The organism is Agrobacterium sp. YIC 4121 (genome assembly GCF_002008205.1).
Classification (GTDB): Bacteria; Pseudomonadota; Alphaproteobacteria; order Rhizobiales; family Rhizobiaceae; genus Agrobacterium; species Agrobacterium leguminum.
On the sequence record NZ_MRDI01000003.1, the window covers coordinates 325,149 to 346,442 of the forward strand.

Below are 21,294 nucleotides of genomic sequence, written 5' to 3' on the forward strand. Positions count from 1 at the left end.
CCCGCAGCAGGCGGCGCTGCAATGAGGCGTCAAAGATATCGCGAAGGCAGACAGGCTGTCCATGCGTCATCTGCCGGGGGTGCTGTTTATTGTTGGCGGGCAAACCTTGCCTTTTTCTCTCATTGCCTTACGTAACAAGTCGCACTATGTCCGAAGGGCATGCACGAATTTTGCTGGAGAGAGCCGTTGATGAACGAAGACGAAGACGACAAGAGCAAGGAACTGCCGATCGGCAAGGAAACGGAAGCGAATCTTTTCAAGTCGCGTTCGATCTTCATCTATGGTGGCATCACGCAGGAACTGGCGCAGAAGGTCTGCACGCAGCTCGTGGCTCTCGCCGCCGCCAGCGACGACGACATTCGCGTTTACGTCAATTCGCCGGGCGGCCATGTCGAATCGGGTGATTCCATCCACGACATGATCAAGTTCATCAAGCCGAAGGTCTATATCATCGGCACGGGCTGGGTCGCTTCCGCCGGCGCGCTGATTTACGTTTCGGTGCCGAAGGAACGTCGCCTCTGCCTGCCGAACACCCGCTTCCTGCTGCACCAACCCTCCGGCGGTACGCGCGGCATGGCGTCCGACATCGAAATCCAGGCCCGCGAAATCATCAAGATGAACCAGCGCCTGATCAAGATCTTCTCCAAGGCCACCGGCCAGAGCGAAGAAAAGATCGCCAAGGATATCGATCGCGATTACTGGCTCGGTGCGGAAGAGGCCAAGGACTATGGCCTCGTCGGCAAGATCGTCGAAAGCCAGTCGGAACTCTGAGTTTTCGATTTTTCAGTTGAGAAAGCCCGTATCGGTGAAAACCGGTGCGGGCTTTTTCCTTTCAGGCCGGGGTTATTTCATCATGTCGCAGGCCTTCATCATGTCGGCCTTTTTCATCTTGTCCATTTCCATGCCGGCCTTGTGCAGGCAGTCCTTTTTGCTGGCCTTCTTGCCGGTCATGGACATGCCGTCCTTTTTCATCGTCTCCGTCTTCATGGTGTCGTTATGCATGGTATCCTTCTTCATCGTATCGGTTTTCATGCTGTCGGCATGGGCGATGCCTGCGAAGGAAAGAGCGGACAGAAGGGAAGCGGCGGCAATGGCGGTAAAAATGCGGGTCATGAAGGGTCTCCTCTGGACGTCGTTGAATGTCCGCCGGCATTGTGCCGGGGCTCACGATTGTCCATTCGGCCGGGAACGTCCGGCCGTTACATCTTCACGCGCTTGTGACGACAAGTTCGGGCGAGATTTTTTTAAAGCCACTATGTAACACTATCCTGCCGATTGCGAATAACCCGATAGTGACGATGACAGGCAGCCCTTCGGAAGAAACACTGAAAATGCTGATGCTGCGTTCCCTCGATGGGGACGAAGGCGCCTACCGGCATTTGCTTCATGCCCTGAGACGGCTGCTGATCGCCTATTACGGCCGGCGCATGGGAGCAGCTGCCAGAGGCGATGTCGAAGATCTTGTGCAGGAAACCCTGTTGTCGCTTCACGCCAAGCGGGAGACCTATGACCGTGTGCGACCCTTTACGGCCTGGTTCTTTTCGATAGCGCGCTACAAGCTCATCGATCACTATCGGGGTCGGGGTGCGCGTGTGCTGACGGAAGTGGAACTCGATGAAACGCTGGAGGCGGAACCGTCCGTCGATGCGGTCACGGCCCGCATGGATGTGGAGCGGCTGCTCGACGAGTTGCCGGAACGGCAGCGGGATCTCATTCGAAGGGTGAAGCTCGAAGGTCACTCAATTGCCGAAGCGGCGCAAAAATCCGGCCAGACCGAGCTTGCGGCTAGGGTCGGTATTCACAGAACGCTGAAAGTCCTGGCGGCAAAGTTGCGGGGGGACACGTGAGGAAGACGGAAGACATCATCGATCAACTGGCGGGCGATCTGAAACCGGTACGAGCTTTCGCGCTGGAGCGGAGGCTGGCGTTCGTGGCCTTGCCCGCGCTCGGCGTTTCGCTGCTGCTGATGGTCGTCATTCTGGGGCTTCGCAGCGATATGAATGACGCCATGACCGAACCGGGTTTCTGGGTCAAATCCGCCTATAATGTCCTGCTGGCCGTGACCGCATTTTTCGCCGTCATGCGTCTTGCGCGGCCGGACGGCGACAGGGGTGGCCTGTTTGCGTGGCTTGCGGTGATTTTCGTGGCCATGGCGGTCATCGCCTTCGTCCAGCTTGGATTTGCCGTGCCTGGCACCTACAGGACCCTCATTCTCGGATCGTCGGCGCTGCATTGCCCATTTTTGATCGTTGCTTTCGCGCTGCCGCTGTTTATCGCGAATTTCGCGGTTCTCAGGCGTTCGGCTCCCGCTGATCCCAGGCTTGCGGGTTTTGCCGCGGGCATCGCCGCGGGTGCGGCCGGGGCATGGGTCTATTCGTGGTTCTGCACCGAAAACGGCATGGCTTTCGTGTTGATCTGGTATTCGCTGGGCATCCTGTTGACCGGCATCATCGGCGCTTTTGCCGGTTCACGTCTGCTCCGCTGGTGAAGGCAAGATTGCCGATGCCGGCCCGGACATGGTCCAGAACCGGCATTCTGCTTCATGTGGATTTCACTGACCCAGATTGGCGGGAATTGCGAAAGCTGCAAACTGGGTGAACTGCTTGCCGGTGTTGAAATTGTCATCGGAAGCGATGACGAAGAGCTGCTTGCCATCCACCACCGGGCCGAAGGCGAAGCTTTCGATATTGTCGATATCGAGGCCGAAATCGCCTTCGTTGATTTCGAACCAGGCCGATTTGGATACGGCGGCCACGGATGCGGTATCGATCTTGTCCTTGCCGAGAATATTGTCGGCGCGGGACATGTCGGCGATGAAGAAGCGGATGTGATTGCCCACGCCGGAAGCGAAATTGCGCTCGACGGCGACGAAACGGCCATCCGGCAGGGCCGCGATGGCGGAAAGGCCGTTGTCGTTATATTTCGGCTCGGCGGCTGTCGGCGTCTTAGAGATAGGCTCGGTTACATAGACATGCTCGGCGACCGGTTTCAGCGTCGCCGTGTCGATGACGAGGATGCGGGCCGGGCTGCCCCCCTGCGGGGTCGCCTTGGGGCCGTCCTGGGTGAGCGCATTTTCGGTGGCGGCGATCAGCCGGCCGGGCATCAGCGTCAGGCCTTCGAAAGCGAGGTTGTTCTGTACGCCCCTGGTCTTGGCGTCATCGACGAGATAGGCGTTTGGCAGTTCCAGCCGCTTCACATTGCTGCCGTCGAGGTCCGAGACGTAAAGCGCCGGCTGGTTCTTCAGGTCGCGTTCGGAGGACCAGTAGAGCTTGCCGCCCTTGCGGTCGAGCGCGATGCCTTCCGCATCGATGCCCTTCGGCGCAAAAGCAGCGCCGGTCTCGTCCTTCAATTCGCGCGTGGCGGCGATGTTGAGCGTGGCGGCGCCTTCCGCGACAGTCAGCTCCAGCTCGTAATAACGGGCCGGCCCTTTTTCCACACGGTCATCGGAAATTGCGAGATAACGCCCGGTTTCGCTGTCAAAAGCGAGATCGGAAATGCCGCCGAAGGTGACGCCATCGATGGAGAGGCCCGATGGAACGACGATCTGGCCGAGAAAGGCCGGCGGCGGCGGGGTCTGGGCCGCGGCGGGCAAAGCCGCAAAACAGCAGGCGACGGTGGTGACGATGCGCAGCATTGGCAAGGGTCCCTCTTGTGGCGGATGACCGGTTGTGGTGCAGGGAGGATTAGCGCCGTGCCGCTAAACTTTGATGACGTTTTCCATGCCGCCGTACCTGAAGTCTGGCGGCTCATCTTGCCAAGCCGCGTCTTTTTTGATCCTGAATATAATCACGCTTCATCCAAAGCGTGTCGCCATCCCCGGATTCGCGCGTCACGCTTCAATTTTGTTTCTGCCTGTCGCCAATGCGGACCGCTGCGGTTGTTTGCGACAGGCAGCAGGCCGCAGAGTGCTTCATGCTGAAAGATTTTTCCGTCCAGAGCCTGTTCATGGGCTGCCTCACCGCCTTTGTGGGTTTCGCCAGCTCCTTCGCCGTCGTGCTGCAGGGCCTGAAAGCTGTCGGCGCGACGGATTTCGAGGCGGCGTCGGGGCTGATGGCGCTTTCGGTGGCGATGGGGCTTTGCGCCATTATTCTCTCCGCCGCCACGCGGCTACCCATCAGCATCGCCTGGTCGACACCGGGTGCGGCGCTGCTTGCGACCACCGGCGTCATTGAGGGCGGCTTTCCGGCGGCCGTCGGCGGGTTCATCATCTGCGCCATCCTGATTATCATCGCCGGCCTGTTCCGGCCCCTGGGAAAGGCGGTCGCCTCCATTCCAGCGCCCCTTGCCAATGCCATGCTCTCTGGCGTCATCATCGGCCTGTGTTTTGCGCCCATCAAGGCCATCGGCTTCAACCCGGCGCTCGGATTGCCCATCATCCTCGCCTGGATCGTGGTGGGAGCATTCAAACGGCTGTTCGCCGTGCCCGCCGCCCTTGCCGCCTTCGTACTGGTGATGATTTTTGGCGTCGAAATTCCGGCGGGTGCGCTGGACAGCGTGGCGCAATCGCTGACACCGCCGATGGAGTGGGTAACGCCCGTCTTCAGTCTCCACGCGGTTGTCTCCATCGCGCTGCCGCTCTTCATCGTCACCATGGCCTCGCAGAATATTCCCGGCATCGCGGTGCTGAAGGTCAATCATTACGATCCGCAGCCCGGACCGCTTTTCGCCTCGACCGGCTTTTTCTCGCTGCTTTCCGCACCTTTTGGCGGCCATGCCGTCAATCTTGCGGCGATTACGGCTGCCATGTGTGCTGGCGAGGACGCCCATCCCGATCCAAAGCGGCGTTACTGGGCGGCGATCATCGGCGGTGTCGGCTATATTATTTTTGGCCTTTTGGCGGGCGTGGTCACCGCCTTCGTGGCGCTGGCGCCGCCCATCCTCATTCAGGCGGTGGCGGGGCTGGCACTGGTCGGCGCCTTTTCCGGCTCCGCTGTCGCAGCCTTCAGGGAGCCGGAAACCCGCGAGGCGGCGGCCATCACTTTCCTCATCACGGCCTCCGGCCTTTCCTTCGGCGGCATTTCCGGGGCCTTCTGGGGCTTGATCGGCGGCGGGCTGATGATGGCGTTGCAGCGAATGGTGAAGCGTGGTTAGATAGTGGAAATGGTATAGTTTTTATATTATATTCTCATGGTATTCGAATTTGATCCGATAAAGAGCGCTGGCAATAAAGACAAACACGGCATCGATTTTGTCGATGCACAGGCATTGTGGCACGATAAATACGGTTTGACGGTTACAGCGCATAATATTGGAGAAGAGCGGTTCGCCCTCATCGCACTTCTAGGGGAGAAGTTGTGGTTGGCTGTCCATACAGTGCGGGGTGGCCGTATTCGCATCATTTCCGTGCGACGTGTCCGAGAATTAGAGAGGTATCATTATGAAGACAATAAGCGCAGAAGAATTCGACAAGATGGCCGATGATGGCGAAGACATCAGCGAATATCTCGACTGGTCGACGGCGCGCCATCTGAACATCGAACCCAAGCGCGTGAACATCGATTTTCCGACGTGGGTCGTCAACGATCTCGACAACGAAGCACGTCGTCTCGGTGTGACCCGGCAATCGCTTGTCAAATTGTGGATCGCTGAAAGGCTGGAGACCGGCCGTCAAGCAAAATAAGCCTGCGCCTCACAAGATCCCTTGTCAGACCGCCAGCCGCTGTTTATACACATCGCCATGAGCAACAGCATCGCAACCATTTTTGGCATGAGCGCGCAGATTTCTGCGAAGGCCTCGCCGTGCGGTGCACTCTCGCTTCTTAGCCTCGACCTTACACGCGGTTGCCGGGTCCAGTGAGGAGCGCCCGGCGGCCGAAAGCCCGCTGGTGCAAACGCTCCTCATCTCGAAATCTCATTTTATACTGGATTTAGGCCCTCAAGGGCCGCGCATCCGCCGATGGCTTGAAGAAGCCCGCGGACTGCGCAAGGAGGAAGCGAAATGGACGGCAAGATCACTAACATTTCCAAGGGTATGACCGACGCGAGCGTGAAGTATCGCCCTTATCCCACCATCAATATCCCCGACCGCACCTGGCCGGGCAAGACCATCGACAAGGCGCCGATCTGGTGTTCGGTAGACCTGCGCGACGGCAATCAGTCGCTGGTCAACCCCATGGGTCACGACCGCAAGGCCCGCATGTTCAAGCTGCTGCTCGAAATGGGCTTCAAGGAAATCGAGATCGGTTTTCCTTCCGCCTCGCAGACGGATTTCGATTTCGCCCGCTGGTGCGTGGAAGAGGGCAATGTGCCTGACGATGTTTCCCTGCAGGTGCTGGTGCAATGCCGCCCGGAGCTGATCACCCGCACCTTCGAGGCGCTGGAGGGCGCCAACAAGCCGATCATCCACTTCTACAATTCCACTTCGGAATTGCAGCGCCGCGTGGTGTTTGGCAAGGATGTGCACGGCATCAAGCAGATCGCGGTCGATGCAGCCAAGATGATCACCGATATGGCGGCCAAGGCTGGCGGCGGTTACCGCTTCGAATATTCGCCTGAGAGCTTTACCGGCACAGAGCTGGAAGTGGCGCTGGAAATCTGCAACGCCGTGGTCGAGGTGGTGAAGCCGACGGCCGACAACAAGCTGATCCTGAACCTGCCGTCGACGGTCGAAATGGCGACGCCGAACATCTATGCCGACCAGATCGAATGGATGTGCCGCAATATCGACAATCGCGAAAATGTCATCATCTCCCTGCACCCGCATAATGACCGTGGCACCGGCATTGCCGCGACCGAACTGGGCCTGATGGCCGGTGCGGACCGTGTCGAAGGCACGCTCTTCGGCAATGGTGAGCGCACCGGCAATGTCGACGTCGTGACGCTGGCACTGAACATGTATACGCAGGGTGTCGATCCGGAGCTGGATTGCCGCGATATCGAGCGCATCAAGGCGGTCTATGAATATTCCAACGAGATGACGATCCCCGAGCGCCACCCCTATGTCGGCGAACTGGTCTATACGGCCTTTTCCGGCTCGCATCAGGATGCGATCAACAAGGGCATGAAGGCGATCAAGGTCGCCAATCATCCCGTCTGGGAAGTGCCCTATTTGCCTATCGATCCGAAGGATGTCGGCCGCTCCTATGAGGCGATCATCCGCATCAACTCGCAATCCGGCAAGGGCGGCATCGCCTATATTCTGCAGCAGGATTACGGCATCAACCTGCCGCGCAATCTCCAGGTGGAATTCCGCGAGGATATCCAGCGCATCACCGATGAAGAGGGCGTGGAACTGCCGGCCAAGCGCATCTACGAGCGCTTTATCGAGCGTTACGTGACGCAGCCGAATGCGCGCATCAAATTCGTCGATCACCACACCTATCCGGCCGGCGATTTCAAGGGCGTACGCATCGTCGCCGCCGAGATCACCGATAATGGCGAGGTGAAGCGCATCGAGGGCAAGGGCACCGGCCCGATCGACGGGTTCATCAATGCGCTGTCGGTTTATCTCGGCATTGACCTGTCGGTAAATGATTATTCCGAGCATTCGCTGCAGCATGGCTCGAACGCTTCGGCCATCGCTTATGTCGAGATGGAGCATCCGGGCGGTAAGCTGTTCGGGGCAGGCGTCAATACGAATATCGTAGCGGCGTCGCTGGAGGCGATTGTTTCGGCGGCCAATCGGGTGCTGGAAGAGCGGGCGAGGTAAGTGGGCCTTGAGGGTGGGGCAGGGCACCCCCCTCTGTCCTGCCGGACATCTCCCCCTCAAGGGGGGAGATCGACTCGAGGTTGGGTCTCGCCCATCTCGAAGCTTGAGAATGAAGCGATGAGAGGGCCTCCTGCCGATCTCCCCCCTTGAGGGGGAGATGCCCGGCAGGGCAGAGGGGGGTGAAGCCACACGCTCCAACCTCACCGCCTCGAATTTTACTCCCCCAGCAGCGAAAACCCCAGCGGCCGCCCGTTTTCATAAAACACCCGCACATCCTCCAGCGCCACGCCCGTCCCCGTCTCATTGAGGCTGTGACGCTCACAGGCGACGTTCCATGTGCCGGGGCCACCGGAGATATGGAAGAGATTATAGGCCGCGCGCGGTTTTTCACCGCCGGGTCCCTGGCTGGCGGAGGAAATGCCGACGACCGGGATGTGGTCTTCCCCATGATGCGTATTCAGCCAGTAGACCGTGTTGAGATGGGTATGGCCATGCAGCACGAGTTCCGCGCCGCCGACGCCCAGCGCCGCTGCGAAACGGCGGATGCCGATCATGCGCTTGTGGGTGGGGGAAGCGCCCCGAATCGGCGGGTGATGGATCATCACCACCCGGAACAGCCCCTGTTCACCGGCTTTTTTCAAGAGCTCCGCCGTGGCGCGGGCCTGCCGGTTGCCGAAATAACCGGTTGCCGAAAAGGGCGGTGTCGCAATCGAGGTGGAGCAGCCAATGAGTGCGACGGGACCGCGCACGCGCATATAGGGGAAAATCTTGCGGTCGTCGTCCCATTCCGGCGGATCGCCATCGCCACGAACATAGGGATACCAGGCCTGCATGGCCTTGTCGTGCGCGCCGGAAACATAGGCGTCGTGATTGCCGGGAACGACGGAGGTTTTTTCGGGATCGCCCACCTCCTCCAGCCAGTCGGCGGCGGCGCGGATTTCAATGCCGGTCGCAAGATTGACGAGATCGCCGGTAATAGCCAGATGGTCAGGTGACTTTGTCTCCAGATCGTCGAGCAGTTTTTCCAGCGTATCGGTGAAGAGATGCTTGCGGCGGTTGCGGTGCCAGTTGACAAAACCGGTGATACGCTTGGATGCAAGTTCGCGGAAAGTGAGTTTTGGCAGTGGCCCCAAATGGACGTCTGAAATATGCGCAAGTTTGAACATGGCGGCAGAGATAACCTATGATATGCCGCGCGTCCAATGAAAGCCGGCATGCGGGGAGAAACCAGGGTGAATGACGAAACAACCGGGCGGCAGGCCCGTCCGTTCCATATGCGTGTCTTCATCCGTTTTCTGCATTTCGTTTTTCTGTTCACGCGCGGCGCCACCCTTGGCGTGCGTGCGGCCTGTTTCGATGAAAAGGGCAGAATTTTTCTGGTGCGGCACACCTATCTGCCGGGCTGGTATCTGCCGGGCGGCGGGGTGGAACGTGGTGAGACCCTGCTCGTGGCGCTGCACAAGGAAATCCGCGAGGAAGGCAATCTCGAAGCAGCCTCCAGGCCGGAGCTTTTCCATGTCTATCTCAATCTGGAAGGCAGCAATCGCGATCATGTTGCGCTCTACCGGCTTGACGTCACCCAGACCAAATCGAAAAAGCCGGATCATGAAATTGCCGAAAGCGGCTTTTTCGACCTGTCGAAGCTGCCGGAAGGGGTGACGGCCGCCACCCGTCGCCGCCTTGCCGAGCTTGCCGGCGAAGCGGCGATCGCCGACCACTGGTAGCGGCGGCGGCTCTCCGTCAGGAGAGCGCCTCGCGGCCATGGGCCATGGTCAGGTCCAGTTCCGGGCCGACGGGCACGATGCCGGTCGGGTTGATAGTGCGGTGGCTGCGGTAATAATGCTCCTTGATGTGGCGCATATCCACCGTCTCCGGCACGCCCGGCGTCTGGTAAAGATCGCGCAGGTAATCCGTCAGGTGCGGATAGTCGTGGATGCGGCGGATATTGCATTTGAAATGGCCGACATAGACGGGGTCAAACCGCACCATCGTCGTGAACAGGCGCCAGTCCGCTTCCGTCTGTTCCGCACCGAACAGGAAACGCCGATCCTTCAGGCGGTCCTCCAGCATATCCAGCGTTTCGAACACTTTTACGGCATTCTGCTGATAGGCATCCTGAGTGGTGGCGAAGCCGGCCTTGTAGACGCCGTTATTGACTGTGTCGTAGATCACGTCGTTCAGTGCGTCGATCTCGCTGCGTAGCGCTTCGGGATAATAATCGGCCTGCGAGCCGGTGAGATCGTTGAAGGCGGAATTGAACATGCGGATGATTTCCGCCGATTCATTGGAGACGATGGTGCCGCGCTTTTTGTCCCAGAGCACCGGCACGGTGACGCGCCCCGAATATTTGGGGTCTGCCTTTGTGTAGACCTGCCAGAGTGCGGAGGAGCCGAAGAGGTGATCCTCGGTCGCGCCCGGCGTGCGCTCGCCCTCAGGCTTAAATTCCCAGCCGTTTTCCAGCATCAGCGGATCGACGACGGAGACGGAAATCAGGTCTTCCAGCTTTTTGAGCTTGCGGAAAATCAGGGTGCGGTGCGCCCAGGGGCAGGCGAAGGAGACATAGAGGTGGTAACGGTCCTTTTCCGCCTCGAACCCCCCTTCTCCGGAAGGGCCGGGTGCGCCATCCGCTGTGATCCAGTTGCGGAATTGCGAGGCGCTGCGCTTGAAATGCCCCTTGGTTTCCTTGGTGTCATACCAGACGTCTTTCCATACGCCTTCCACCAGCATGCCCATGACGATCTCCTTGATTGTTTCCTTTTGAGCGATCCTAACCGTTCTGCACTCTTCCGCGAACCCGAAAGGCGTTGAACAATGCGTTTCCGGTTCTGTGGAAACTGAATGGGATAGCGCAGAGATTTGTTCTGGACGGGTGGGAATTTTCCTGATAACTGCAATTTTCACAATTCTGAGGAAATTGCTGATTATGATCGAACCACGGATGCTCCGACGACGCTGACGCTCCTGAACGCCCTTACCGGCGCAGCCGTCATCTATTGTCGCATCCGCATTCTGGAAGTTTCGGTCTCTTCATGTCCAAGCACGATCTTGTCTACCTCACCGAGGACGCGTCGCACGACGCCATCATCGACGTCATCAACGAAGAAGCATTCGGTCCCGGCAGGCATACCCGTGCCGCAGCGCGCATCCGCGAGCAGGGGCCGCATGACCGGTCGCTGTCTTTCGTCTGCGCCGATGATGGCGAAACCATTGCCTCGGTGCGCATGACGCCGGTTCTGGCGGGCGGGGTGAAGGGCCATATGCTCGGGCCGCTTGCGGTTCGGCCCTCGCACAAGAACAAGGGCATCGGCCGGGAACTCGTCCGGATCGCCATTGCCGCCGCCCGGCGAAAGGGCTCCGAAGCGGTGATCCTGATCGGCGATCCGCCCTATTACATGCCGCTCGGTTTCGAGAAGGTCGCTTATGCGGCGCTCGATTTTCCCGGCCCGGTGGACCCGAACCGCGTGCTCGTCGTGCCGATTGGCGACGACGTGCACCAGCGGCTGAAGGGCAAGATCGGCTGGCGCAAATGCGAGGCCGTGATGCCGGCCGCCACGGCGGAAGATGAGGGTTTTGAGGAGCCGCTCAGGGTTTACGGCTGAGGGGGTATCCGAAGGGGCTTTGTGCTTTTTAGCGCGACATAAAACCCCCGTCATTCCGGCCTTGAGCCGGAATCCAGCCAGCCCAAGTCTTTGGGCTGAAAAGACTTTTCCCACGGCGCAGACGCGCCGTGACTGGATCCCGGCTCGAGGCCGGGATGACGGAAGGGGCGTTGCGCGCTATGGCAAACATCGAGACTGCCTTGCACATCTTTTTGTCTGGTAAAATCTATCTTCCTCTAGCCTGTTTCGAAACAACGCGTCTCCCTCCACAGAATTCAATTCCGTTTCCTCCCCCTATACGATAGCAAGTCAAAGTCGATTTCTGCAAAGGGGCGGGGCATGACGGCTATCACCATGAACGATGCGCTGGAGCGTGCGGGCGCAGGCGCTTATCAGCGGCGGCTGATGGGCATATTCGGCCTCGTCTGGGCGGCGGATGCCATGCAGGTTCTGGCCGTTGGCTTCACCGCCGCCTCGATTGCCGCAACCTTCGGGCTGACGGTGCCGCAGGCGCTGCAGACCGGAACGGCGTTCTTTTTCGGCATGCTGCTGGGTGCTGCCGGTTTCGGACGGCTGGCGGATCGTTACGGGCGTCGTCGTGTGCTGATCGTCACCGTGGCCTGCGATGCGCTGTTCGGCGTGCTTTCGGTGTTCGCGCCTGATTTCACTATTCTGCTCGTCCTGCGTTTTCTCACCGGGGCCGCCGTGGGCGGCACGCTGCCGGTGGATTATGCGATGATGGCCGAATTCCTGCCCGCCAAGAATCGCGGCCGCTGGCTGGTCTTTCTGGAGGGTTTCTGGGCTGTCGGCACGCTGATCGTGGCGCTGGCGGCCTGGGGCGCCAGCCTTGCCGGCGTCGCAGATGCGTGGCGGTATATATTCGCGGTGACGGCTTTTCCGGCGGTTCTCGGCCTTGGCCTGCGCTTTCTGGTGCCGGAATCGCCGCTTTACCTGCTGCGCGGCGGCCGGTTGGAGGAAGCCAAGGCCGTCGTCAACCGCATGCTGGTGACGAACGGGCGTGCGCCGCTCGATGCCGGGACCGGGCTTTTCCAACCTGACGTGGGCAAAGGGCAGGGGATATTTTCGCCGGCGCTCCGGCAGCGCAGCATCATGATCCTTGCCATCTGGTTTCTCGTTTCCGTTTCCTATTACGGCGTCTTCACCTGGATGCCTGCGAAACTGGCGGGTGACGGGTTCGGTTTCGTGCGTGGTTATGGTTTTCTGGTGCTGGTGGCGCTGGCGCAGATCCCCGGTTATGCGCTTGCCGCCTATGGCGTTGAAAAATGGGGCCGCAAGCCGACGCTGATCGGCTTTTGCCTGCTCTCTGCGCTCGGTTGCCTGCTGTTCACGCTCGCGGCCGGGGGCGTCATGATTGCGGCTTCACTGCTGATAATGAGTTTTGCCCTTCTCGGCACTTGGGGCGCGCTCTATGCCTTTACGCCGGAGCTTTATCCGACCGAATCGCGCGCAACCGGCATGGGAGCAGCGGGCGCCATGGCACGGCTTGGCGGCCTGCTAGCGCCGTCTCTTCTCGGTTATGCGATTGCGCAGGGTTTTGGCGTCGCAATCGGCATTTTTGCCGGGCTGCTGGTTCTTGCCGCCATTGCGGCGACGATGATCAATGCGGAAACGCGGCAGGTGGCGCTGACCTGACGCGTCGTTTCCGCGCAATGGCCTGACCCGTTGAGGATCAGGCCGGACTGTTTTGCACCTTACAGCGCCGTGTAGTTGACCGGCAGCCAATCGTAATTGGTGCTGTCGGTGCGCACATGGCCGATGCCGGGGAAGGCGATATGCGCGCCGGCCACCAGATATTTGCCCTCTACCGCCTGTTTGAATGCCAAATCACGCGCCACGACGGCGGCCTTCTGGTCGACGTCGAATTCGATTGCCACGTCAGGCTCATCGAACTGGAGGATATCGCCATGGGTGATATCGCCCCAGAAGACGATTTTCTGGCCTTCGCTTTCCAGAACGACGGCGCTGTGGCCTGGTGTGTGGCCGGCATAGAGGATCGACCCAAGACCGGGAACCGGCGCGGCGTTGTCGGTAAAGGTCTCAAATTTGCCGGCATCGATATAGGGCTGGATGCTCTCTCTCGCTTCGGCATAATATTTTTTCATCGCTTCGGGCGCTGCCTTCGCCTTTGCCTCATCCAGCCAGAAAGCGGCTTCGCGCTGGTTGACGTGCAGGGTCGCGTTGGCAAAAACGCGTTTGCCATTCGCCGACAATCCGCCGGAATGGTCGGTATGGATGTGTGTGAGGATGACGTCGTCGATCTCACTGGCCTTGTAGCCCGAAGCTTCGATATTGGCGACAAGCTTGCCAAGGCTCGCGCCAAGATAGGTGCCGGTGCCGGCATCGATCAGAGCCAGCCTGTCGCCGGTATTGACCAGAAACGCATTAACGGAGGTCGGCGTCTCGTCCGGCAGGAAGGCATCCTGCAAAACCTTGGATGCGTGTTCCGGTGTTGTGTTGCTGTAAAGTTTTGCAAGCGGCAGCGCGACGACGCCATCCGACAGCGCGGTGACTTCCACCTTGCCGACCATCAGCCTGTAGAAGCCGGGTGCCTGTGTGGCAGCGAGCGGCGCTTTGGCAAAGGCGAGGGAGGGCGCAATGAAAGGGGCTGCGAAGATGGCGCTGGCGGCGCCTTTGAGAAGTGAGCGACGTGATGGCATTAAAGGCTCCTGAGTTAGGGAACGTCTTGAAACTTTCCGCACTCCAGCTAAGTGTAGGGAAGCCAGCAATCAAATCGATGTGACTTATGCAAACTATCGATCATTTCAATCTCCGTTCCTTCGACCTCAATCTTCTCGTCGCTTTCGATGCGATGATGGAGGAGATGAACGTGACGCGCGCCGCGCGGCGGCTGAAAATCCAGCAGCCGGCCATGAGCCATAACATCTCGACTTTGCGGACCCTGTTTCAGGATGAGCTTTTCATCCGCGTGGGGCAGGAGATGAAGCCGACGGCGCGGGCGCTCCATCTGGCCGGCCCGGTGCGGCAGGCGCTCAGGCAGGCGCAGGCGGCGGTTTTGACGGCGGATGTGTTCGATCCGGCGACGGAGCGCCGCACATTCCGGCTGGGCATGTCGAGCGAGGTGGAGCTATTGCTTTTGCCGGATCTGACGGCGCGGCTGCGGGAGATCGCGCCCGGTATTCGCATTCTGGCCCGCAGCGGGCAGGAGCAGGAAATAACCGCGATGCTGGATACGGGTGTGATCGACATGGCGGTCGGATGCACCTACTCGAAAGAGCAGCGCCACCATTGCGAACCGCTTTATTCCTCCAGCGTGCTTTGCTGTTTCAACCCGGCCTTGCTCGATCTGCCCAATCCCGTCGGGCTGGACGCCTATATGGAGGCGAAACACGCGGTCATATCGCAGACGGACAGCCTGCATGGCTGCATCAAGGATGCGCTGGAACTGAGCGGCTTGGAAATCGACGTCGTTGCGGCCGCGCCGGATTTCCTCTCGGTGCTGGCAACGGCGCGATCCTCGGCGGTGCTGGCGACCGTGTCCTCGCGCATCGCGCTGCGTTATGCGCCAATGCTGGGGCTGGAAATAAGCCCGGTGCCGGTGACGCTGAGTTTCCCGCCCGTCGCCATGGTCTGGACATTGCAAACTGACGCGGATGCCGGAGCCGTATGGCTTCGCCAGCAAATCCGCGAGGCCATGGGCCGAACGGTCGACGGTGGGGTCTCGGGGATTGCCGCCTAGAACCGCTTCTCCAGCCAGGTGATCGACTGGCCGCTGGAAAGGGGGCCAAGCGAGCCTATCTTCGTGAAACCGTAGCGCTCATAGGTTCTCAGGGCATCCGGGTTCATCGTGTCGATATAGGCGCCCATGCAGCCGCGTTTTCTGGCTTCTTCCTCCGCCATGGCAAGCAGCTTCGGGCCTGTGCCCTGACCGCGCATGGCCTCCGGCACGAAAAGAAGCTGCACGTAAAGCCAGCCGCGAGCGGTATGGCCCACCAGACCGCCGGTGACGGTATTGTCGTCATCGCGGATGGTGATGTTGATTTCGCGTTTGTCGCTTTCGCCGAAACGGGCGAGATTATAGGCCACCAGCGGATCGCGAATGGCCTTTTCGGCCTCTGCATCCGCGACGTCGCTCAAAACGAAATTCATGTTCATCTTCCCGGGCCGCCGGGCGGCGGCCGTTTCCCGTTTTCCGTTCCGAGACTTGAAGCGCCTTAAGCTCTTTGCTGGAAACGCCCTTACCGGCCCTCACGCCACCACAGCGCGGAGAAGGCGAGCAGCAGGGCGGCAAGCCCGGCAAAACCGGCAAAGAGCGGCAGGGTGTTGACGCCTTTCAGCACCGTCTCGTCGGTCATGCGTATCAGCATGCGATCCTCATCGGCAACCCTGATATCTCCGCGCACGGGCAATATATCGGGCAGCGCGATACGGCCGGAATTGTCGGCAACACGGTGCACGCTGCCCTTGGTGGCCTCGGCCAGCGGCTTCAGCGTTTCGGTGGTCGAGATCATCGCCTTGAATTCCGGCGCATCCACCGCGCCGACATGGACGAGGGTGGTGAAATCGCCGTTTTTGATCTCGAACAGCCCGGTTTCGTCCATGCGGCGCTCGATCCTGTAAAGACCGGGCTCCGTGCTGGTGAAGGCCATGTTTTCCGTCTTGCCGGAAGGGAAACGCACGCTTGCCTGACCGGGATCGTCGCCGATGGTCTGGCGGGTGATCTGCAGGGTGCGGCCATTGGCGCGCGCCGTCAGCGCTTCTTCCTCAAGCTCCGGCTCTTTCATCAGCCAGTGGGCGATGCGGCGATAAAGCGCCACATGCGGGCCACCGCCTTCGAAACCGCGCGCCCACAGCCAGCCCTGATCCGACAGCAGCATGGCGACGCGGCCTTCGCCCTGACGGTTGAGCACCAGAAGCGGGTTCTGCCCGTCGCCCAGCATCACGGTCTGGCCCTGCGGCGGGTCGACGCTGATGGTGCGGAACCAGCGGCCCCATTGCGGCGGCTCGTTGCCCGAACCTTCCAGCCCGCGGGTGACGGGGTGTTTCTTGCCCGCTTCCGAAAGGCGCGGGTAGAAAGCTGCCTGATGCACCTGACCGGTCGGCTGCGCCGGCAGCACGGAGGCGAGTGGCGTCATGGCGATCGAATCCTGACCGGCATGTTCCGGCCCGGCGGCGATCAAGAGCGCGCCGCCTTTTTCGACATATTGGGCGATGTAATCGTAATAGAGGATCGGCAGCACGCCGCGATGCTGATAGCGGTCGAAGATGATGAGGTCGAAATCCTCGATCTTTTCGACGAACAATTCTCGGGTCGGGAAGGCGATCAGCGAGAGTTCGTTGATCGGCGTGCCATCCTGTTTTTCCGGCGGGCGCAGAATGGTGAAATGTACCAGATCGACCGAGGCGTCGGATTTCAGGAGGTTACGCCACGCCCGTTCGCCGGCATGGGGTTCACCGGAGACGAGCAGCACGCGCAGGTTCTGGCGAATGCCTTCGATCAGGTGAACGGCGCGGTTATTGGCAGCCGTCACTTCGCCGGGAAGCTCGGCGACGGAAAATTCCATGACATTGTTGCCGCCGCGCGGAACCTTGAAATTGAACGGCGTCGGCTGGCCGGGTGTCGCCTGCAGCGTGGCGATTTCTTCGCCATTCATCTTCACCGTCACTTCCGCCGCACCGCCGCCTGCCGGACGTCCATCATCGAAGACGCGCAGCGTCAGTTGCTGTTCCTCGTTGACGATGCCGAAGCGCGGGGCGCGGATGATTTCGATACGGCGGTCGAACTCATCGGCCTTGCCGGTGATCAGCCCATGCACGGGTGCGCGAAAGCCGAGCGCCTGTTCGGCGTTGGGCAGGGCATTGGGGATATCATGAATCTGGCCGTCGCTGAGGAAGATCGCGCCCCCGACGCGGGAAGGCGAGACATCAGAAACGGCAGAGGACAAGGCGGAGAAAAGCTGCGTCGAGGGTGAATCGCTTTCGCCATCATCGCGCACCTCCACGATGCGCGGCTCGATGCGCGGGAAGCGGGAGAGCCGGTCTTTCAGCGCATTCAGCGCCGTGTCCGTCATCTGCGGCCGGTCCTGCACGTCCTGGCTCTGCGAACGGTCGACGATGACGGGGACGATGGTGGAGAGCGGCTCGCGCTCCTCCTGCGTCAGCAGCGGATTGGCGATGGCCGCCAGCAAGGCGGCGAGCGCCAGCCCGCGCAGCCATGCGCCGCGCACACCGCGCCATAGGCCGATGAAGGAGAGGGCAAGGGCGGCGACGGCCAGAACGGCGATCACGATCCACGGCAGGAAGGGGGCGAAGGTCAATGTCATGTCACTGCCCCAACCGTTCGAGAAGTGCGGGAACGTGGACCTGATCCGCCTTGTAGTTGCCGGTCAGCATATACATCATGATGTTGACGCCGGACCGGAAGGCATGCTCGCGCTGCATCTCGTCCGGCGGCACGGTGGGCAGAACCGGTGCGCCCTGCGGATCGACGGCCCATGCGCCGGCGAAATCATTGCCGGTTATCATGATCGGCGTCACGCCATCACCGGAGGAGGAAAGGCCGGAGGTGGTCTTGGCGGCACCCTGGCGCGATTCCACCCAGAGCGGGGAGCCGTTGTAACGGCCGGGGAAATTGGTGAGCAGGTAGAAGGAGCGCGTCAGAACGTGGTCTTCCGGCACGGGCTCCAGCGGTGGGATATCGATATTGGCGAGGATCGCCTGCAGGCGCTCGCCGTTAGGGCTGGTCGCGCCGGTATCGAGCGAAGAGAACTGGTCGCGCGTGTCGAACAGCACGGTGCCGCCGGCGCGCATGTAGGCGTCGATGCGTGAGATGGCGGCGCTTGAGGGCATGGGTGCCGTTGCGGAAACCGGCCAGTAGATGATGGGATAGAAGGACAATTCGTCTTTGGAAATATCGAGGCCCACAGGCTGTCCGGGCTCCAGCGTTGTGCGCCAGGTCAGGAATTCGCTCAAACCCTGCAGGCCCTGTTCTGAAATGCGGTCGACATCGTCTTCGCCGGTGCGGACATAAGCGAGATGGGTGGTGTCCAGCCGCTCGAAAATCTGTTCGTCGCCGGATTTGGGATCGTCGGCGCGGGCGTCGGTTGGCGACATGGCGGCAAAGGCGCCAAGCGCCAGAAGCACGGTGGCGGCTGTGGCGCTGCGGGCTTTCGGCAGGCGTGCGAAGGCGCCGTTCATGAAGAGCACGATCAGGCTGTCGGCAATCAACATCAGGAAGGCGGCGATGAAGAGCGCGGGACGCAGCGATTTCGCCGTTTCTCCGATCAGGGCTTCGCTGGTGGTGCTGACACCGGCGGCGGAGGTGTCGAGCGGGCGAAGTGTGGCACCTGCGGGTAAGAGATTGAGAGCCACGAAACCATCCTCTGTGCCATAGAGGCCGGGGGGATTGTCGAAACCGGTGCGCGGCGGCTGGCCGGCGCGCATTTCCAGCGGCCGGGCAGTGCCGATTTCGGCTGAAAGCGCGCCTTCGGCCGTCAGCAGCCGGAAGGGCGGAAGGGCCGCGGCCGGGGCATTGGCGTTGGCGGAAGCGCCGCCTGCCTTCGACAATTGCACGATACGGCGCAGCATATCGACGAAATGGCCAGAGATCGGCAGGTCGGACCAACTTGCCTCAGCGCTGACATGGAAGAGCACGATGCGGCCAGCCTCGACATTGCGGGTGGTGACGAGCGGCGTGCCATCGGCAAGGCTTGCCCATGTGCGTTCAGCCAGATCCGGTGTCGGTTCGGCCAGAACCTGGCGTTTGACGAGGACGCCATCGGCCTTCGGCATGCCGGCAAAGGCGCCGAAATTCGGGAAATCGGCAAGCGGCTGCGGCTCGGCCCAGGAGAGCGCGCCGCCAAGCGCGCGTTCGCCCTGTCTGAGTGTTACGGGCACGAGCGGATCGTCGGCCGGGGCTGCGGCAAGGCGCGGCCCGGCGAAGCGGATCAACGTGCCACCACCCGCAAGCCATTTCTGCATCGGCTCATAGGTTTCCTGCGGCAGACGGCCGATATCGGCCATGACGATGACCGAAGGATTGGATTGCAGGATTTCCGGTATCGCCTGCGCCAGATCGGCCTGCCGCTGCGGGATGAGATCGGCAAATGGCTGGAGCGCGCGGCTGATGTAATAAAGCGGCTGCAGCAGCGGCTGGAAATCATTGCCGGTTTCGCCGGCGAGCAGCGCCACGCGACGGCGGCGGAAACCGTCGTCCAGAAGATGCACCGCACCCGCCGTCGACACGCCTTCGAGGGAGAGGCGGGCGAAATCGTTGCGCAGTTCGAAAGGTGCTTCCACCGTTGCCGTGGTTTCGGCCGCGCCGGGAGCGAAGTTCGCGATGCCGTTGGCGAGGATGCGGCCCTGGCTGTCCTGCGCATTGACGGTTACCCGGGCGGCTTCGGCGGTATCGAGCCGCGACAGTGTGACGCTCATGGCATCGGCATTGTTGGTGGCGCCGGTAATGGCTGTAATCGCCTTGCCGTCGCCCTTCACGATGCGGAATTCGGCGGGGGAGAGACTGGCAAGCGTTCTCATCGCGCTTTCATCCTGCGCGGTTTGAACACCATCGGCAATATAGGCGATCGTGCCGGGGGCCGCGCCATTCAGCGCCTCGGTGATGGCTTCCGCCGTGCGGACACGATCTGGAACGAGCGGCTTCGGCTTTGCTGCGGCGAGTTTTTCCAGTGCAACGGCTGTCGTTCCCGGTACGGCGTCATGTTCCGCATCGGCGGTGAAGCTGATGGAGACGGGGCGGTCGGCCCGTTCCGCATCGCCGATCAGGGCCTGAGCGGTCGCCACGCGCCTTTCCCAGTCGGGTGCGGAGGCCCAGCTATTGTCGACCAGCAGCACCAGCGGGCCGCTGCCGGCAATGCTGTTGTTGCGCGGGTTCACCACCGGGTCGGCCAACGCGAAAATTACCGCGGCGGCAAGCGCCATGCGCAGCAGGGTCAGCCACCACGGACTTTTCGAGGGCGTTTCCTCGCGTTTCAGCACCGTCGCCAATATCTTCAGCGGCGGAAACACCTCCGCCTTGGGGCGCGGCGGGGTGAGCCGCAGCAGCCACCAGATGGCGGGCAGCGCCAGCAAGCCGAGGAGGATATAGGGGCTGGTGAAGACGAAAGGCAATGCGCTCATCTTTGCCCACCGCCCTGTGCTGGCGCGCCGGAAAGATACATGTGCATGGCCACAAGCGCCTCGGAGGCCAGATGATCGGTGCAGTGGAACACGAAGTTCCAGCCGAGACGGCGCAGCGACGAGGACAGAGCCTCACGCCTTGCAAGATAGGCGCGGGTGTAATCCTCGCGAATGGTTTCGGCACGGCCGGACACCAGTTTTTCGCCGGTTTCCGGGTCGGTGAATTCGGTGCGGCCGGAATAGGGGAAGGTCTCTTCGGCCGGATCGGCGACTTCCACCACATGGCCGCGCAAGCCCCGCCGTGCGAGCGGTGAAATGCGCTCCATCACGGCCTGCGCATCATCGAGAAAATCGCCGATGAGGACGATGTCGCTTGCGCCGCGGATCATGCCTGTTTCCGGCATGCCTGATGTGAGCGGCGCGTGCATGATGGCGGCGGCCAGCCGTTCGGCGGCGTTCCTGGCCGAAACCGGCTCCATGATGCCGGGGCAGCCGATGCGCTCACCGGAGCGCGCGAGAATTTCCGCCAGCGCCAGCATCAGCACCAGCGCCCGGCTTTCCTTGGAGACGGAGCCGAGGGTGGATTTGAACATCATCGACGGCGACATGTCGGCCCAGAGCCAGATGGTGTGGGCGGCTTCCCACTCCCGGTCGCGCACATAGGTATGATCGTCGCGGGCGGAGCGCCGCCAGTCGATGCGCGACAGGCTCTCGCCTTCGGCATAGGGGCGGAACTGCCAGAAATTTTCACCGATGCCGCGTTTGCGGCGGCCGTGCCAGCCGGCGGTGACGGTGTTGGCGATGCGCTTTGCCTCGACCATGCAGTCCGGCACCAGGGCTGCGCGCTGGCGCGCGCGCGCCAGAACTTCGCTACCCGGCGTCTTGTCTACGATCTGGCCGATGGATGCCACATGCAGTCCTTTCGCGAACGTG

General features: G+C 61.2%; 20 protein-coding genes. 11 read left to right on the forward strand and 9 right to left on the reverse strand.

The genetic code is table 11. The features are described from left to right. Positions 1–189: 189 nt before the first annotated feature. Complete coding sequence (locus BTE54_RS05835; RefSeq protein ID WP_003523060.1) at positions 190–771, forward strand: ATP-dependent Clp protease proteolytic subunit; 582 nt, start codon at positions 190–192, stop codon at positions 769–771. A 72-nt stretch (positions 772–843) separates the two neighbouring features. On the opposite strand, the gene BTE54_RS05840 is transcribed toward BTE54_RS05835, so the two are convergent. Then, complete coding sequence (locus BTE54_RS05840) at positions 844–1,113, reverse strand: pentapeptide MXKDX repeat protein (RefSeq protein ID WP_078051766.1); 270 nt, start codon at positions 1,111–1,113, stop codon at positions 844–846. 218 nt (positions 1,114–1,331) lie between these two features. On the opposite strand from BTE54_RS05840, the gene BTE54_RS05845 reads away from it, so the two are divergent. Together BTE54_RS05845 and BTE54_RS05850 are read left to right on the forward strand one after the other, a co-directional pair. Beyond that, positions 1,332–1,847 carry a sigma-70 family RNA polymerase sigma factor gene (locus BTE54_RS05845; protein ID WP_198939099.1) on the forward strand — a complete coding sequence of 172 codons (516 nt, stop codon included), beginning with the start codon at positions 1,332–1,334 and terminating at the stop codon, positions 1,845–1,847. Then, positions 1,844–2,488 (forward strand): NrsF family protein, encoded by a 645-nt coding sequence (locus tag BTE54_RS05850; protein WP_078051767.1) that lies wholly within the window; start codon positions 1,844–1,846, stop codon positions 2,486–2,488. Before BTE54_RS05845 ends, BTE54_RS05850 begins: the two co-directional genes overlap by 4 nt. Before the next feature lie 63 nt (positions 2,489–2,551). On the opposite strand, the gene BTE54_RS05855 is transcribed toward BTE54_RS05850, so the two are convergent. Then, on the reverse strand, positions 2,552–3,634 hold the full coding sequence (locus tag BTE54_RS05855) for an esterase-like activity of phytase family protein (protein WP_078051768.1): 1,083 nt from the start codon (positions 3,632–3,634) through the stop codon (positions 2,552–2,554). Between the two features lie 278 nt (positions 3,635–3,912). On the opposite strand from BTE54_RS05855, the gene BTE54_RS05860 reads away from it, so the two are divergent. The 4 genes from BTE54_RS05860 (at position 3,913) to leuA (ending at position 7,648) form a co-directional block, all read left to right on the forward strand. Beyond that, entirely contained in the window at positions 3,913–5,091 is a 1,179-nt protein-coding gene (locus tag BTE54_RS05860; protein WP_078051769.1) for a benzoate/H(+) symporter BenE family transporter, read from the forward strand. 36 nt (positions 5,092–5,127) lie between these two features. Next, positions 5,128–5,421, forward strand: coding sequence for a BrnT family toxin (locus tag BTE54_RS05865; protein WP_065655686.1), 294 nt, complete (start codon positions 5,128–5,130; stop codon positions 5,419–5,421). After that, positions 5,387–5,620: a CopG family antitoxin gene (locus BTE54_RS05870; protein ID WP_078051944.1), complete on the forward strand. Its 234-nt coding sequence runs from the start codon at positions 5,387–5,389 to the stop codon at positions 5,618–5,620. The genes BTE54_RS05865 and BTE54_RS05870 overlap by 35 nt, the downstream gene beginning before the upstream one ends. A gap of 318 nt (positions 5,621–5,938) precedes the next feature. After that, positions 5,939–7,648, forward strand: coding sequence for a 2-isopropylmalate synthase (gene leuA, locus BTE54_RS05875; protein ID WP_078051770.1), 1,710 nt, complete (start codon positions 5,939–5,941; stop codon positions 7,646–7,648). Between the two features lie 215 nt (positions 7,649–7,863). Here the strand turns inward: leuA and BTE54_RS05885 are convergent, their stop codons facing one another. Continuing rightward, positions 7,864–8,814 carry a metallophosphoesterase gene (locus BTE54_RS05885; protein WP_065655687.1) on the reverse strand — a complete coding sequence of 317 codons (951 nt, stop codon included), beginning with the start codon at positions 8,812–8,814 and terminating at the stop codon, positions 7,864–7,866. Positions 8,815–8,880: 66 nt separating this feature from the next. Between BTE54_RS05885 and BTE54_RS05890 the strand changes: the two genes are divergently transcribed. Then, a complete protein-coding gene (locus BTE54_RS05890; protein WP_078051945.1) occupies positions 8,881–9,372 on the forward strand; it encodes an NUDIX domain-containing protein in 492 nt (163 codons plus the stop codon). Between the two features lie 16 nt (positions 9,373–9,388). Here the strand turns inward: BTE54_RS05890 and BTE54_RS05895 are convergent, their stop codons facing one another. Further along, complete coding sequence (locus tag BTE54_RS05895; protein ID WP_065655689.1) at positions 9,389–10,381, reverse strand: glutathione S-transferase family protein; 993 nt, start codon at positions 10,379–10,381, stop codon at positions 9,389–9,391. A gap of 296 nt (positions 10,382–10,677) precedes the next feature. On the opposite strand from BTE54_RS05895, the gene BTE54_RS05900 reads away from it, so the two are divergent. After that, positions 10,678–11,247, forward strand: coding sequence for an N-acetyltransferase (locus BTE54_RS05900; protein WP_035220162.1), 570 nt, complete (start codon positions 10,678–10,680; stop codon positions 11,245–11,247). Positions 11,248–11,586: 339 nt separating this feature from the next. Next, positions 11,587–12,900, forward strand: coding sequence for an MFS transporter (locus tag BTE54_RS05905; protein WP_078051771.1), 1,314 nt, complete (start codon positions 11,587–11,589; stop codon positions 12,898–12,900). Between the two features lie 59 nt (positions 12,901–12,959). Here the strand turns inward: BTE54_RS05905 and BTE54_RS05910 are convergent, their stop codons facing one another. Continuing rightward, complete coding sequence (locus BTE54_RS05910; protein ID WP_078051772.1) at positions 12,960–13,925, reverse strand: MBL fold metallo-hydrolase; 966 nt, start codon at positions 13,923–13,925, stop codon at positions 12,960–12,962. Positions 13,926–14,011: 86 nt separating this feature from the next. Here BTE54_RS05910 and BTE54_RS05915 point away from each other — a divergent pair, with 86 nt between their 5' ends. Beyond that, the gene (locus tag BTE54_RS05915) at positions 14,012–14,965 is read left to right on the forward strand and encodes a LysR substrate-binding domain-containing protein (RefSeq protein ID WP_078051773.1); all 954 of its coding nucleotides are present in this window, start codon (positions 14,012–14,014) and stop codon (positions 14,963–14,965) included. On the opposite strand, the gene BTE54_RS05920 is transcribed toward BTE54_RS05915, so the two are convergent. The 4 genes from BTE54_RS05920 to BTE54_RS05935 form a co-directional block, all read right to left on the reverse strand. Then, entirely contained in the window at positions 14,962–15,375 is a 414-nt protein-coding gene (locus tag BTE54_RS05920; protein ID WP_078051946.1) for a GNAT family N-acetyltransferase, read from the reverse strand. The two genes, BTE54_RS05915 and BTE54_RS05920, sit on opposite strands and share 4 nt — an antisense overlap. An 89-nt stretch (positions 15,376–15,464) precedes the next feature. Continuing rightward, a complete protein-coding gene (locus tag BTE54_RS05925) occupies positions 15,465–17,549 on the reverse strand; it encodes a hypothetical protein (protein WP_078051774.1) in 2,085 nt (694 codons plus the stop codon). Position 17,550: 1 nt separating this feature from the next. Next, positions 17,551–20,361: a DUF4159 domain-containing protein gene (locus BTE54_RS05930; RefSeq protein WP_078051775.1), complete on the reverse strand. Its 2,811-nt coding sequence runs from the start codon at positions 20,359–20,361 to the stop codon at positions 17,551–17,553. Beyond that, on the reverse strand, positions 20,358–21,272 hold the full coding sequence (locus BTE54_RS05935; protein ID WP_078051776.1) for a DUF58 domain-containing protein: 915 nt from the start codon (positions 21,270–21,272) through the stop codon (positions 20,358–20,360). The genes BTE54_RS05930 and BTE54_RS05935 overlap by 4 nt, the downstream gene beginning before the upstream one ends. Between the last annotated feature and the right edge of the window lie 22 nt (positions 21,273–21,294).